The organism is Halomonas colorata (genome assembly GCF_014897985.1).
Taxonomy (GTDB): Bacteria; Pseudomonadota; Gammaproteobacteria; order Pseudomonadales; family Halomonadaceae; genus Vreelandella; species Vreelandella colorata.
In genome coordinates this window covers 1-13,727 of sequence record NZ_JABUZA010000065.1, presented here as the reverse complement: position 1 = coordinate 13,727, position 13,727 = coordinate 1, and the positions used below count along the sequence as shown (strand labels likewise).

Annotated in this window: 16 protein-coding genes; 6 read left to right on the top strand and 10 right to left on the bottom strand. The window is 51.4% G+C overall.

Annotation, left to right across the window (positions count from 1 at the left end):
- Nucleotides 1-101: 101 nt before the first annotated feature.
- The 4 genes from INT33_RS19980 to INT33_RS19965 form a co-directional block, all read right to left on the bottom strand.
- Nucleotides 102-809, bottom strand: a complete 708-nt coding sequence (locus tag INT33_RS19980; RefSeq protein ID WP_193092844.1) for a class I SAM-dependent DNA methyltransferase — start codon at nt 807-809, stop codon at nt 102-104.
- Nucleotides 810-914: 105 nt separating this feature from the next.
- The gene (locus INT33_RS19975; protein WP_192539693.1) at nt 915-1,103 is read right to left on the bottom strand and encodes a YrhK family protein; all 189 of its coding nucleotides are present in this window, start codon (nt 1,101-1,103) and stop codon (nt 915-917) included.
- Nucleotides 1,103-1,555 (bottom strand): carboxymuconolactone decarboxylase family protein, encoded by a 453-nt coding sequence (locus INT33_RS19970; protein WP_193092843.1) that lies wholly within the window; start codon nt 1,553-1,555, stop codon nt 1,103-1,105. The genes INT33_RS19975 and INT33_RS19970 overlap by 1 nt, the downstream gene beginning before the upstream one ends.
- A 51-nt stretch (nt 1,556-1,606) precedes the next feature.
- Nucleotides 1,607-2,410 (bottom strand): helix-turn-helix transcriptional regulator, encoded by an 804-nt coding sequence (locus INT33_RS19965; protein WP_193092842.1) that lies wholly within the window; start codon nt 2,408-2,410, stop codon nt 1,607-1,609.
- A gap of 152 nt (nt 2,411-2,562) precedes the next feature.
- On the opposite strand from INT33_RS19965, the gene INT33_RS19960 reads away from it, so the two are divergent.
- A complete protein-coding gene (locus INT33_RS19960; RefSeq protein ID WP_193092841.1) occupies nt 2,563-2,985 on the top strand; it encodes an MAPEG family protein in 423 nt (140 codons plus the stop codon).
- Between the two features lie 26 nt (nt 2,986-3,011).
- Here the strand turns inward: INT33_RS19960 and INT33_RS19955 are convergent, their stop codons facing one another.
- Both INT33_RS19955 and INT33_RS19950 read right to left on the bottom strand, forming a co-directional pair.
- Nucleotides 3,012-3,995 carry a GlxA family transcriptional regulator gene (locus tag INT33_RS19955; RefSeq protein ID WP_193092840.1) on the bottom strand — a complete coding sequence of 328 codons (984 nt, stop codon included), beginning with the start codon at nt 3,993-3,995 and terminating at the stop codon, nt 3,012-3,014.
- Nucleotides 3,970-4,536 carry an isochorismatase family protein gene (locus tag INT33_RS19950; protein WP_193092839.1) on the bottom strand — a complete coding sequence of 189 codons (567 nt, stop codon included), beginning with the start codon at nt 4,534-4,536 and terminating at the stop codon, nt 3,970-3,972. The genes INT33_RS19955 and INT33_RS19950 overlap by 26 nt, the downstream gene beginning before the upstream one ends.
- 186 nt (nt 4,537-4,722) lie before the next feature.
- On the opposite strand from INT33_RS19950, the gene INT33_RS19945 reads away from it, so the two are divergent.
- Nucleotides 4,723-5,040, top strand: coding sequence for an antibiotic biosynthesis monooxygenase family protein (locus INT33_RS19945; RefSeq protein WP_193092838.1), 318 nt, complete (start codon nt 4,723-4,725; stop codon nt 5,038-5,040).
- A gap of 38 nt (nt 5,041-5,078) precedes the next feature.
- Here the strand turns inward: INT33_RS19945 and INT33_RS19940 are convergent, their stop codons facing one another.
- Both INT33_RS19940 and INT33_RS19935 read right to left on the bottom strand, forming a co-directional pair.
- A complete protein-coding gene (locus tag INT33_RS19940) occupies nt 5,079-5,684 on the bottom strand; it encodes a YqaA family protein (protein ID WP_226940285.1) in 606 nt (201 codons plus the stop codon).
- Between the two features lie 9 nt (nt 5,685-5,693).
- On the bottom strand, nt 5,694-6,509 hold the full coding sequence (locus INT33_RS19935) for a DUF1206 domain-containing protein (protein ID WP_192539686.1): 816 nt from the start codon (nt 6,507-6,509) through the stop codon (nt 5,694-5,696).
- Nucleotides 6,510-6,675: 166 nt separating this feature from the next.
- Here INT33_RS19935 and INT33_RS19930 point away from each other — a divergent pair, with 166 nt between their 5' ends.
- The gene (locus tag INT33_RS19930) at nt 6,676-7,518 is read left to right on the top strand and encodes an AraC family transcriptional regulator (RefSeq protein WP_193092837.1); all 843 of its coding nucleotides are present in this window, start codon (nt 6,676-6,678) and stop codon (nt 7,516-7,518) included.
- On the opposite strand, the gene INT33_RS19925 is transcribed toward INT33_RS19930, so the two are convergent.
- Nucleotides 7,507-8,100 carry a LysE family translocator gene (locus tag INT33_RS19925; protein ID WP_193092836.1) on the bottom strand — a complete coding sequence of 198 codons (594 nt, stop codon included), beginning with the start codon at nt 8,098-8,100 and terminating at the stop codon, nt 7,507-7,509. The genes INT33_RS19930 and INT33_RS19925 overlap by 12 nt on opposite strands.
- 175 nt (nt 8,101-8,275) lie before the next feature.
- On the opposite strand from INT33_RS19925, the gene INT33_RS19920 reads away from it, so the two are divergent.
- Together INT33_RS19920 and INT33_RS19915 are read left to right on the top strand one after the other, a co-directional pair.
- Nucleotides 8,276-9,139: a bifunctional transcriptional activator/DNA repair enzyme AdaA gene (locus INT33_RS19920; protein WP_192537819.1), complete on the top strand. Its 864-nt coding sequence runs from the start codon at nt 8,276-8,278 to the stop codon at nt 9,137-9,139.
- Between the two features lie 33 nt (nt 9,140-9,172).
- On the top strand, nt 9,173-9,688 hold the full coding sequence (locus INT33_RS19915) for an O-acetyl-ADP-ribose deacetylase (RefSeq protein WP_193092835.1): 516 nt from the start codon (nt 9,173-9,175) through the stop codon (nt 9,686-9,688).
- Nucleotides 9,689-9,695: 7 nt separating this feature from the next.
- On the opposite strand, the gene INT33_RS19910 is transcribed toward INT33_RS19915, so the two are convergent.
- Entirely contained in the window at nt 9,696-10,616 is a 921-nt protein-coding gene (locus INT33_RS19910; RefSeq protein ID WP_193092834.1) for a glutaminase, read from the bottom strand.
- Nucleotides 10,617-11,194: 578 nt separating this feature from the next.
- Between INT33_RS19910 and INT33_RS19905 the strand changes: the two genes are divergently transcribed.
- Nucleotides 11,195-13,408, top strand: coding sequence for a S8 family serine peptidase (locus INT33_RS19905; protein ID WP_226940284.1), 2,214 nt, complete (start codon nt 11,195-11,197; stop codon nt 13,406-13,408).
- The last annotated feature ends 319 nt before the right edge of the window (nt 13,409-13,727 follow it).

The following is a 13,727-nucleotide window of genomic DNA, read 5'->3' as shown; positions in this document are numbered from 1 at the left end:
CGACGCTGAACGAAGACGATCTCAGTGCACTGTTGCCCTGGCACTGGAAAGAAACCTTACCTACCTGAGAAATGCTTGACTAGATGTGGTTAGTGGCGCGCTTACGTGCTCCACGGCGTGATAGCTTCAAAGTTGTGCTCGAACACATGAACTTCAAAGTAAGGCTCAAGCAGGCTGATTAACTCGGCAAAGCTAACCGCGACCATGGGATGTTCGTCATTCCATATTTGGGTGTCGCGTGCATTGGTTTTTTCAATGCTGAGCTTGAGAGCCTGTTTTTCGCCGCTACCGCTGTAATACCACCCCGAGCGAAATGTGAATGCATCGTCGGCTTTTTTAGCGGTGTGTTTCACAAACAGATCGTTATCGATTTTATGTTTATCGACTGCGTTAAAGCAGAAAACCCCGCCGCGTTTTAAGGCGCTATGCGCACTTGAAATACACGCCTTGAGCTTTTCAATCCCGTCGCTGTAGTGAATCGAATACAGGAAGCAGGTAATCAGATCCTGCGGCTCGTTTACCTGAAAGCTACCCATATCCTGGCATGTAAACTGGGCTTCGGGGCAGCGCGTGGTGGCGATATCCAGCATGGGCTGGTTGATATCCAGGCCGCTACTCAGGTAGCCATGATCAATAAAATGACGAACGTGGGGGCCGGTGCCGCAGGCAAGATCAAGATGAGCATTGCCGCCGTTACCGAAAATTTGATGAAGCCTGCGAACCGCGTCACTTTGCGCCGGGTAGTCGATGTCCTCGCACATTAAATCGTAATAGCCAGAAAGATCGGTATAGAGTGCATTAAAGGACATGGCGGCCTGGGTAGCTTGGAATTGAGGGTGGCGCATAGTAAACGAGTGGGGTGGGTTTGAGAAGTAACGCGCCCTATTGGCTAGGCGCGTTATATGTGAGCGAGGTTACTGCCCGCTTTTTATGTTTATGAAATAGATAATAAACATAATTAGTGACCCCACCACAAAGCACCAGACACCGATGGTTGCGTAGGTTGCAAAGGTGGGTAGAAACATAAAGCTGCCAAAGAAAAAGCACAGGCTGGAGAAAATGCCCAGTAGGTTAGGCAGCTGTTGACGCAGCGTCATTACCATCAGCTTATCTCCGGTGTGAACTGAAAGCTCACTGCTATGCGGTTCCAGCTGTTGATCTCCAGAATAACGCTGGTGAGTTCCATCAGGCCTTGTTCGCCAAACGCGGTGACGGCGTTTTGATAATCATCATCGCTGACCATTGCCTGGCTGATGAGGGTAAGAGCTTCTGCCCAGGCAAGCGCAGCACGCTCTTCAGCAGAAAAGCAGGGCGCTTCTCGCCAGGCGGGCAATACATCCAGACGCGCCTGGCGCTCGCCATCATCGCGCGCCTCTTGGCTGTGCATATGCTGACAGTAACAGCAGTGATTAATTTGTGAGACGCGTAGGTGAACCAAATGAATTATCGTTTGATTAATGACTGAATCAGCCTCGACCTTGCCCAAGGCAATAAGATGCTTCGGCAGGCGAGGGCATAGACTATAAACGGCTTCAGGTGATAGGCGTTGCAGCATGGAAATGCTCCGGTTAATAAGTTGAAATACGAGCTTAAAACCGGAAGACTTCTACGCCTTGTAAATTTGCGACAATTTACGCTTTCGATAGGCCGCTGGGGTTTCATAGGTGAATTTATGAAAGGCATGAGAAAAATGCGCTTGGTCGAAGTAGCCGCACTGTAGGGCTATCTCCGCAAGGGGAAGGTGGCTAGTGGTTAACAGCTGTCGGGCATTATACATCCGTGCATAGCTCACTAAATGGCCGGGTGAAACGCCTACTTCCTGCTTTAATTTGCGCTCCAGCGTGCGCCGAGTAAATCCCAGGTTGGCCATTAGCTGCTGCAAAGGCAGTTGCAGCCGGCTAATTTCGTAAGCCAGGTTTTGAGTGCGGCTATTGCTGGGCGATTGGCATTCCAGCCGGCTCATCAGCCAAGCCTCTAACAGGGCAAGCCCTTCTACTGTATTAACCTGGTACAGGCGTTCGACAACCGGCATCAGGCTATCCAGCCATGGCGGTTTATCATCAATGCCTAGTGAATGATGGATATCTGAAAACTGCTGTGGCTCCAGGCCCAATAGAGCGTAGGCGCCTGCCGCCTTGAATCGAATGCTTAAGCGAGTTTCTGACGGATTAAACGTTTCAAGCAGGGTGCTTTTATTAAAGCAAAACGTGATGGTTGGCTGGGAACTGGCAAGTCTGATCGTAAGGCTGGAACCGGCATCAGGGTAAAGTTTTTCGGTTCTAGGTGGAACAACACTGCCTTGCCCGGCCATTGACCAAAGACATTGTACCCATGGGCGAAGACGCAGGTCAGGCAGGCGCTGTTGTAAATTCAAACAGGTGGCGTTGCTGGGCAATATAAATAGGGCCATGGCGTCACCCCTTTGTCGTTGATGAACGGGCCTCATCGCATGACCAGTATTAAACCGCAAACACATGGGCTCGGAAAGTGGCTATGCTTGAGCAGTGAGGCTTTCACTACGCAATCATGCGTTAACCTGGATTGAATATTACCGGAGGCATTATGGATGAGGCCGTTTATTGGTATGCGCTAGCGACGGTGCTGCTGTTTGCGAAGATGTTTGCCACGTCGTTATATCAAGGCTTTCACCGCATCACGAAAATGACCTTTAAAACGCCGGAGGATGCGGCAATGGCGGGCAAGTCGCCTGCGCAAGAGGAGTTGCCGCAGGTACAAAAGGCCAGCAAAGCCTGGTCGAATGATCTTGAGAACATTCCCATTTTTCTGGGGCTGGGCGCAGCTTACGTTCTGGTGGGCGCCTCTTCAGGGCTTACCATGTGGCTCTTCATGCTATTTACCGCTTCGCGCTACTGCCATACGCTGTGTTATCTGAACTCGCTACAGCCTTGGCGAACGATTTCCTATGGTGTGGGGATCCTGTGCATGATCGTCATGTGCATTCAAATCCTGGTTACGCTGTTCTAGCCATTGGCGCTGCTGCTATAGGCGAATTAAATCGGTAGGGATCGCTGGGAGCGGCGCCATGCGCTTGGCGGCATACTTTCCTGGCGCGACCAGGTTCTGCGCAGCTGGCGCTCGTCACCAAACCCGGATTCAGCGGCAATACGGGCGAGTGTCCAGGTGGTTTCGGTCATTAACGCTTTGGCGCGCTGAAGTCTTAAACCCACGATGTAATCGCCTACCAGCATGCCGGTGAGATGTTTAAACCGTCGTCGAAAGTGACGTTCGCTCATGGCGGCTTGTGCGGCGAGCGTTTCCATCCGCCAGGGTTGTGAGGGGGCCGCACAAAGAGAGTCTTGCACCCGGTGAATTCGTTCATCCACGTGGTTGCGCCCCTCAAGCCAGGCGCCCAGTTGGGGTTCCTGCCCGCTGCGGCGAAGGTAAAGCACCATCTCCCGGGCAACGCTCAGGGCCAACTGATGGCCGCATGTGCGGGTAAGCCAGTAGAGCATGGTATCCACGCCGGTCGAGATACCCGCACTGGTTAAATAGTGCCCGTCTTCGATAAAGATGCAGTCGCGCTGTACCTTGGCCAGAGGCGCGTTAGCACGTAGCTGGTCAAGCAGCGTGTGGTGCGTGGTGCAGCATCGCCCGTTCAACAGGCCCGTTTCAGCAAGCAGCAGGGTGCCTGAACAAACTGTCATCAGCGTATCGGCATGCTGGGCATTCGCTTTGAGCCAGCCGACACAGGTTTGCTGTACCAATGGCTCAATGCTGTTGCGATACTGCCCTGGGATTAGAAGCAAATGCTGATGGGGTAGCTGCTCTGGCAGTGGGTCTATGCCACTAAGCGATAGCGGCCCGAGCCATTGCAAGGCGTCCTGCGGGCCGATATAGCGTACGTCAATCTCGATTGACAGGCGGCATGCGCATTGCAGTACCTGAAGCGGACCAATCAAATCGAGCGGCACTTGCCCTGGCATCATCAATACTGCAATTCGTAACGGTTCACTCACGCTGGGTTTGCCACTCATTGATTAAATCCAAGGTGCTGACGATACGCGCAAAGCGCTCTTCAAGTACCAGCTCCGTGCGTGCCTTGATATCTTCCGCCGACCAGGTGATGCCTTGGCGCGTCATGGGGAAGGTCAGCGTTGCATCGCTGACGAAATCGACGCTAAAGCCCAGGTCTGACCCAACCCGCGCCGTTGTTTCACAGCACTGTTCGGTTCGAATGCCGCTAATCACGAGATGGGTAATCCCGCGTTCACGCAGCCAGCTTTCAAGTGACGTATCGCTAAAGGCGTTATGGACACGTTTGTTAAACGTGATCGCCACCGCATCGTTAAAATCTTCAAGCGGACAAACCAGGCCCTGTTCCGGGTCAAATGCGCCTTGGCTGCCGGGCGCTTCATGCAGTATTCGCACCACGGGGATCTGATGGGCCTTGGCTGCGTTTAATAGGGCGCGCTGGTTTGGCCGCCACGCTTCAGCTAGCGATTCTACCCAATACTCACGCGCGGGAAAGGAAGATTGCACGTCGATCATGAGTAGCGCGGTGTTTAAGAGTGACATGGTAGGCCTCAGTTGCATGAAAGTGAGGCCATAGCGTAGAGGGTTCAGGTAGTGCTAACGATACGCTCAGCGGTCATGAAGCGGACAATATCGGACATTGATGCAAACTAGATTATTGCGCTAGACAAGGCTCATCAAGCCATTAAGATACGTGTACCGATATAGCTTTAGCCCAAGAGAGATTCCATGCCCCTTATCGCTACTACCCCTGAGCCGCCTTACTACGCAGTGATTTTTACCTCTGTGCGTACGGATATCGAAGATGGCTACGATGACATGGCGGTACGCATGGTGGAGCTGGCCGCCCAGCAGCCAGGGTTTCTAGGCGTGGAATCGGCACGCAATGAGGTGGGAGTCACCGTTTCCTATTGGGCGGATCTGGACTCGATAAAAGCGTGGAAGGCACATGCCGAGCATAAAGAAGCGCAACGGCTTGGCCATCAGCAGTGGTATCAGCATTTTAAAACCCGGATTGCCAAAGTGGAGCGGGATTACGGCATATAGCAATATGCCGCTTATTTAATCTCCCTATTCCCGCCTATCTACATCACCAAGCTGGCTAATGCTTGTAGGCCCAGTACAAACAACAGCACTATCACACCGCCTACCAGGCTGGTTAGTAACGCGTGGCGCTTCCAAAGCACCAGCACACTATGGCCAAAGCGATAAACCAGCCAGGCTAGCCCATAGTAACGAAGACCGCGGGCAATGAATGCGGCCAGCACGAACAGCAATATCGGATAGCCTGAAAGCCCAGCGGTGATCATGGCCACTTGAAAGGGAATCGGCACAATACCGATAACTAAAATTGCCGCAAAGCCGTACTGATTGAAAAACGTTTGGAAGGCTTGGTAGCTCTCCTGCATGCCCATGAATTCGATAAACCAGTTGCCTATTGATTGGAATAGCAACATGCCTACGCCATAACCCACCAGCGAGGCGATCAGACAACCCGCTGTGGTAACCGTCGCCAGCAGCCAAATACGCTGCCTGTTAGCCGCCATCAGAGGGATGAGTATTAGCTCAAGGGGAATGGGCAGGATGATGGTTTCTAGAAAGGAAAGCGTGCCGAGTAGCCATAGCATATTCTTTGAGCCGTTAATGCGCTCGAACCACGCTTTAGTGCTTTTTGAGATAATAGCTATCATGGCTCAGGTCTACATCGCCGGGTTGATGCGGCGATAAATAGACGCCAATACACTATAGGCGCCAAACGCGAATAGCCCTATAGCGACAAAAACCAATAACCACTGGCCATAGGCCTGGCTTCGCAGCGTACTGAATACCTCTTCTGTGCCGCCTGCTTCGCTAGGGCTTATCTGATAGGCAGCGATAAGAAAGAAGCTGCCGACAATAATAAATACCAGACCACGAATCGCTAGGCCAAAACGGCAAACCGGGTAAGCCCAGCGCTGGGTTTGATGCGGCATGTCGAAGTTTTTGTCGAATTTAGCTTTTAAGCCCTTGAGGCCATGGGCTATGCCCGCACCAATAATGACGAGCCCTACAGCACCTACCAGCCAGCGTCCAAAAGGCTGTTGCAGCAACCAACTGACGATGCCCTCAGATCCACCTGAATCACCAGAAGAGCCACCCAGGCGAAAGATCAGGCTAGCAGCGTAGAAGGCCAGCAGTGTATGAGTGACGGCACTGACCATTAAGCCTGTTCGAATGGCGAGCCCTTTCGCATTTGTGCCGTGATGATCAGCATCTTTAACCGCCTGGATGGTGCGCCACATCGCGTAGCCAATAAGGCCCAGGGCTATGATCGCCAGCATAATCTTGCCAAAAGGCGCGGTTAATACGCTTTCCAGAGCGCCCCGGCTGCCTTCGGTCTGGCCACCTTCGCCCAGTGCTGCAAGCGCGGCAAGGCCGCCGACCAGCAAATAGACAACGCCGCGAGCCGCGTAACCCATACGGGCAAACAGAGTAATAGCATCCCGATGATCACGTACAGGTGTTCGCTTGGCCATGGTGTCCTCCTGACTGAATGGCTTAATTCAATATCCGTATTAATGCGGCTGTCCATACTGGGCCGATCGCATGTTATTGTCTAGCGTGAGTAATGAGGTAGCTGATATCTAGGTGTTAACGGCCATTTGTTATTCATCATTTCACTTATTGGCTTGGATATAACCTATGCCCCCGCGCTCTTCTTCATTAGCGGCCCCTGTTTTTTGGCGTGACCCTGGGATGCCGCATATTGAGCTTCGCAAAATCAGCGATGCCCGCCAGGTATGTTATGCGCCGCATAGCCATACTCATTGGTCGTTTGGGGCAGTCACCGCCGGTAAAAGTACTTTTCGCTATCGCGATTCGTTTTATCAAATTAGCGCGGGCGATTTAGTGTTAATGAACCCACATTGGGTGCATGCATGTAATCCAATTGAAAATGAGCCTTGGGCTTATCTGATGCTGTATGTGGATACCCTCTGGCTTACCGACTTGCGTTATCAGGCAGGGCTGCTGGCTTCATCCCACTGGGAGGATATTGAAACGGCGGTGATATCGCAGCCAAGGTTCTATCACGCTTACCGGGCGATGGCCGCTTGTCTGCTGGATAATCAGCGCAGCTCGCTTGAGAAGCAAACGGTAGTAGTCGATTATTTGCTGGAAGTATTGCAGTGGCTTTCCCGAAAGCCCCATCAGCCCCTCCAAAAAGCGCCAAATGAGCTTTTGGCAGTAGCCGCGTATCTGAATGCACATGCAACAGAAGAGTTATCTCTAATGGATCTTTGCAACTTCTCTGGGTATAGCGCTGGGCATCTTATTCGTACGTTTAAGCAACACTTTGGTTTAACGCCCCATGCGTATCTGGTTAACCGGCGAATCCAGCTAGGCCAGCGTGAGCTCAAGCTCGGCAAGCCCATCGTTGAAACCGCCTTGAAGGTAGGCTTTAACGACCAGCCCCATTTTCAAAGAACCTTCAAGCAGTTGGTTGCAGCTACTCCCAACCAGTATCGACACTCGCTAAGTGAATAATAAATATAGGCAGCTTATCGCCAATAACACTGCGAGCAGCCGATTAATGGCGACTAGTAGCCGGGGCGTTTGAATATAGCGCTTTAAAAAAGCACCCGCATAAACCCAGCTTGCAAGCGATAGCCAACAAATGGGTAGGTACAGCGCGGCGAACATAGAAATTTGTGTCAGGTCATTACCGCTTGTATAAGCGCCAATACCTGAGACAGAGGCAATCCATGCTTTAGGGTTTAGCCACTGCATAAGCGCGCCCGTCATAAATCCAGGCGGTTTGGGCGTTGTTTGCTCAGGCAGCATGCCGTCATCCATTGCTAACTTAATACTTAGATAAAGCAAAAATGCTATCCCTGCCCACCGGAGTAGCTCTTCAAGTAAAGGCACTGTGGTAAGCAAAGAGTAAAGACCAGCGCCAACGCCTATAAACAACGCTATAAAGCCCAGCGTGGCGCCGGTCACAAAGATTAACCCTTTAGCGATAGGGTAGTGCGTACCGCTACTTAGGCATACCAGATTCACCGGGCCAGGAGAAATAGACGCGGCAAGGGCAAAGGCTGACATGGGTAGTAATAGTGAAGCGCTCATGATGATCCTCCAAAACAGTAAGAGGAGTGTGCGATAACGTGAGGGCGGCGTATTGTATAAAATTGATATGCGCAAGATTCGGGTCGGCAGGCGGGCATAAAGCGCTTACGCTAGAACGTACTTTTATCTAAGTATTTAGATAAAAGTACATGGGTATCAATCTGAGGAACCGGCAATGGATGATTACGCGCGTATCGAAAAGGCGATGGCCTACATGGTGGAGCGAGCCAAACTGCAGCCCAGCCTGGATGAGGTTGCCGCCCATGTCCATTTAAGCGCCTATCATTTTCAGCGTCTGTTCTGCCGCTATGCCGGTATTTCGCCCAAGCGCTTTTTGCAGGCCCTAACCTTGGAGCGAGGTAAGCAGCTATTAAAAGAACCCCGCGCGTTACTTGATGTGGCTCACGAGCTTGGCCTAAGCGGGGGTTCGCGGCTGTACGATCACTTTGTGCAGCTGGAAGCGGTGACGCCTGGGGAGCATAAACGCCAGGGGGAGGGCGTGCATATCGAGTACGGCGTGCATGCAACGCCTCTGGGTAGCGTGCTGGTAGCAGTCACCCCACGCGGCATTTGCCGCATGGGTTTTGTGGATGCCACCAGTGCCGATGAACTGCTGGCGCGGCTTGCCAAGGAGTGGCCGCGAAGCACGCTCGATCATCGTCCTGAGGCGACGGCGTATGTGGTTGAAGCATTGTTTGCAACGTCTAAAGCTAAGCCCGGTACGCTATCGCTTCACGTGACCGGCACCAATTTCCAGGTGGCCGTATGGCGAGCGTTACTTACTATTCCGGAAGGCCAGCTGGCAAGCTATACGCATATTGCTCAGGCGCTGGGCATGCCTAAATCGTCGCGAGCTGTGGGCAATGCGGTGGGGGCCAACCCGATTGCGCTGTGGATTCCCTGCCACCGGGTGATTCAACAAAGCGGGGCGTTGGGAGGCTATCGTTGGGGCATCGCTAAAAAGCAAATGGTGCAAGCCTGGGAGCTTGCACAGCTAACGGCTCAAACATCTGAAGCAGAACCTGTCGCTATCTACTAACTTTCCACCTAATCGTTAACATGGAGGTTGTAAATGAACATCACCGTTATTCAAGCTGATATCACCACGCTAGATGTTGATGCCATCGTCAACGCTGCCAATACCTCGCTTTTGGGCGGTGGTGGCGTGGATGGCGCCATTCACCGTGCCGCAGGGCCTGAACTACTGAAAGTTTGCCGAACGCTGGGTGGATGCCCAACCGGCGATGCAAAGCTGACCAAGGGCTTTAAGCTACCGGCGCGCTACGTAATTCATACTGTTGGCCCGGTATGGCATGGTGGAACGCGCGGTGAAGCTGAGCTGTTGGCATCGTGCTATCAACGCTCCTTGGCACTAGCTGAATCGGTCAGTGCGCGCTCGGTAGCATTTCCAAGTATCAGCACAGGTGTATACCGTTATCCTATTGAAGAAGCTGCACGGATTGCTGTCTCTACTGTGGGCGAGGCACTACAACAGGGTTCGACCGGTGAGGCGGTTACGTTCTGCTGCTTTTCTGCCAAAGATTTAGCCGTGTATGAAGCGTGTCTTAGCCAATTAAAACCCCAATAGGCTAGGCTCAATGGCCAAACACCGACCAACCGGTACGCTGAACAAACATTTCAAGCGCTTTGGTGCCCAGCAGGCTATTGCCGTAGTCGTCCAGGCCCGGTGACCAGACGGCAATTGAGCCTTGGCCTGGGGCGATCGCCAGAATGCCGCCGCCAACGCCACTTTTACCCGGCAGCCCGACGCGGAAAGCGAATTCGCCGGATGCATCGTAATGCCCGCACATCATCATCAGCGAATTGATACGCCGTGCCCGTTGCGGAGAAACCACACGAATAGTGCTGGGCTGGTTGACGCCATCGGAGGCCAGGAAAAGCCCTGCATGAGCAAGCTGTTCACAGCTCATGGCGATGGCGCATTGGTGGAAATAGGTGCCCAGGATTTTATCAACGTCATGGCGCAGGCGACCAAAGGCTTTCATGAAGTGAGCAAGAGAGGCATTGCGATCGCGATGGGCCATTTCAGAAGCGGCAACCACATGGTCAAAGCAAATGCTTTCATCGTCAGCAATATAGCGTACGAAGCTTAGCAGCTCGGCAAGCGTCTCTTTGGGCTCATGGCCCATCATAATGGCATCGACCACGGCAATGGCGCCGGCATTGATAAACGGATTGCGTGGTTTGCCGCCTTCATGCTCAAGCTGCACGATAGAGTTAAACGGATCACCAGATGGCTCACGACCTACATTGGACCAGAGCGCATCACCCATTTTCCCCAGTGCAATCGTCAGCGTAAACACCTTCGAGATACTCTGAATTGAGAAGGGGGTAGTGGCGCAACCGGCTGAGTAACGCTCGCCTTTTACGGTAGCAAGCGAAATGGCAAATTGTTTGGGGTCTACGTGAGCAAGCTCGGGAATATAGTCTGCAACCTTACCCCGTTCTGTTTCGGCAGCCATCGCCTCAGCGATCTCGTTGAGTAAATCTTGCATTTATAGCCGTTGATATCAGGTAAGAGAAGCCTGCCACCGTAACCGAAAAAGGAGGGAATGTCTGCCTGCTAAAGGGCATGAGAGCTCGGGAGTGTGATGCATGTTGCCAGGCAAGTGATGGACTTCTTTTAAATTTCATAGCTACTTTTTGGTATTACAGAATTGTTAAGAATATTTTTATTCAGATACTTGGGTAACTATATATTCATTTATTTGTGAAATAAGCCATATAAATCGTATGATACGTTGTAAGTGTAACGAAAAGTAAAGCATTATTTTGTATGTGCTAATATAAAAAATGCTCTTAAAATATTGTTATTTATAGTTATATGTCATAAATAACTAATGCCTTTGCGTTTGTAGTAAAAGGTATGTTGCTAGTGAAAAGTATTATCAATTCCAACGATAGGGTTGAACTCTAATAATTTGCTTTAAACGTTAAATTTTGTTAAATGTAAACTTAGGTTGCTGACTGTAAGAAGTTATTGTTTAATGCTTGCGCATTCTCCCCGATGTCCTAACATATTAGCGAGTGTTAATTAAAATGACTCTGAAAGACTTCTTTCGGGTACCTACTCATGGGTAACCGAAATCCTCTTGTGCTGGCCATTGGAATGGCGCTAGGAACCATTTCTTTAACAGGTTGTAGCTCCGGCGGTGGTAGTAGCGATAGTGGCGTAGACCCTACACAAGGTGTTCATAACGCAACTCCCAGCCTTGCTCCCAGCAACTTATCTTCCGGTACTATTTCCTTTAATGAGGAAAGCTCTACATCACCAGCAGAAATACGCTTGGCGGTAGTTGATAGCGCTTTTGATATCAATAGCATACCTAATAACCACCTGGTGATTGATACGCTTAATATTCATACCAATACTCGTGACGTAAGTGGTGGTAATGAATGGCATGGCAACGCGGTGGCTTCGACGATTACAAGCGGCGCGTTAGGTAGTGCTCGACTTGATCTGATTAAGATTGAGCAAGATGGTGTAAACCGTAGCAGTGCGATTAACTACGCCATTGGTGAGGCCGCTTTGCGTGGTGCCCGCGTCATTAACGCCAGTTTTTCTCAGCGCTTACAGGCCAGTGACCCGCGCCTTTCCTTTAATGGTGTCACCACTCAGCAATCTTTTGCTCAAGTCGTTAATGCCAATGAAGGCAAGGGGGCTGTCTATGTCGTCAGTGCGGGTAATGAAGGTTTGGCTATCAATACAGCAGGCCGTCCTCTTTACGATAGCCAGCCAGCACTTTATGACATGACGCTGATTGCCGTTGGCACCACCAAAGATGGCAATATTCATCCATCTAGCTCATTCCCCGGTGATGATCAGCGGCTGCAGGAGCGGGCTATCGCCACCGATTATGTGTATCGGCAGGTAGGTGCCCAGGGTACGTCGTTTTCTGCTGCGCGCATTTCTGAATATGCAGCAGGTATCTTAGCGCGCTGGCCGCACATGAATGCTCAGCAGGCTAGTCAGCGGCTACTTGAAACGGCAAGCAAGGAAAGTATGCTGTTCGGGAAAAGTGATTGTGGCAGCAACGCTACTACTAACTGTGGCACTTATTATCTTGGCCAAGGTATCGCCAATATCGATGCGGCGTTAGCGCCGGAAGGTAAGTTGGTGGTTGCCCAAAGTGAGCAGGTGGCCGCAGGCGGTGAGCTAGCTGAGCGTTCTGATATTCTCTTATCTAGCGCTTTTGGTAACTCCTTCATTGAAGCGGGTACGTTGGATAACGTTACCGCGTTTGATAGTTTGGGCCGGGATTATCAGATTGATTTGGGCGCGCGTGCCCAGCCACGAACCCGCCGGGCAACCCAGCTTCGTGGGCAGATGGAGCAGCTCTCCACGTATTCGGCTGCGTCGCTGCAAACGGAGTCGGTGAGCATGGGGCCTTATCGCTTTACCTCCAGTGTTAATGGAGCCGGTGATTTGCTCAGCAGCCGGTTCGATGGCGCTATAGGCAACGCCTACTTAAGCGCTTTCAACTTTTCGGGTGCCCAGGCAAGCCCAATGAGTGCTTACGCCGAATCGGGAATTATGCCGATGATCTCTTTTCAAGGTGGGTCTGCATTGACTCAGTCGCTTGAAAGCGTCAATGGCGTAAAAGCCCATTACGGGTTAGGCGATAGCGTGAGCCTTATTGCCACGCACTGGACGGGCAATGAGTTGGACGCGGGGATCGATAGCGATTATCGAGCTAACCGCTCTGACGTTGGCTTTGAGTGGCAGCTAGCGCCTGCGTTAAGCATGACGACTCAGGTAGGCCGCTTAGAAGAGTCCAATGGCCTGTTGGGCGCCAGTGGGTCGGGTGCATTGGGTTTGGGCGATCATAACGAAATGACCTTTGCCGGTGTAGCCGTCCAAGCGGCACTGGGTAACGGGTTTAGTACGTTTGCTGAATTTGAACAAGGTCGAGGAAATGCCCAGGGCAGCGGACTATTGACCCACATCCGCGACGTTCATACGCAAAAGGCAGCGCTAGGATTGCAATGGCAGAACGAAAACGAGCGGGCAGCGTTTTCACTGCATCAACCGCTGCGTATCGAAAGCGGTATTGCCACCCTGGATGTGCCCGTAGGACGCACGCTTGATGGCAGCGTTATTCGTGAAGACCGAGAAGCCTCACTTTCGCCATCGGGTCGTCAGGTGGACATTGAGTTTGGCTACTCGTTTTCTCCCCAGCCCAACAAACAATGGCAATTCAACTTACTCCATACCCTAGAGCCAGATCACATTGCCGGTGCTCCTTCCGATACGGCGGCCATGATTAGTTATTCTGCTTTATTGTAAAAATTAACGTTATAGATCCGATTATTAGCCGGCAGAAATGCCGGTTTTTTTAGTTCATTTCACTTTGAAAAAAAATCTAAAATTTTTAATTCTTCCAACGATTTTTTTTACATAGCTCAATCTCTTAACAAATATTGGCAAGTTGTTAGCTTTTAAGAGCGAAACTTGCACTGTGTTAAGCGGCATCTAGACTTAGCTCTTAATGAAGTTGTTAAAGGGAGAGGGCTAGTGGTAAAGGAAACTGAATCGCCCCGGATATTCTAGACACCCGTTAGGCTCTTAAAGTAACGCCTTTCATACTCAACCGGTGACAAGTTAT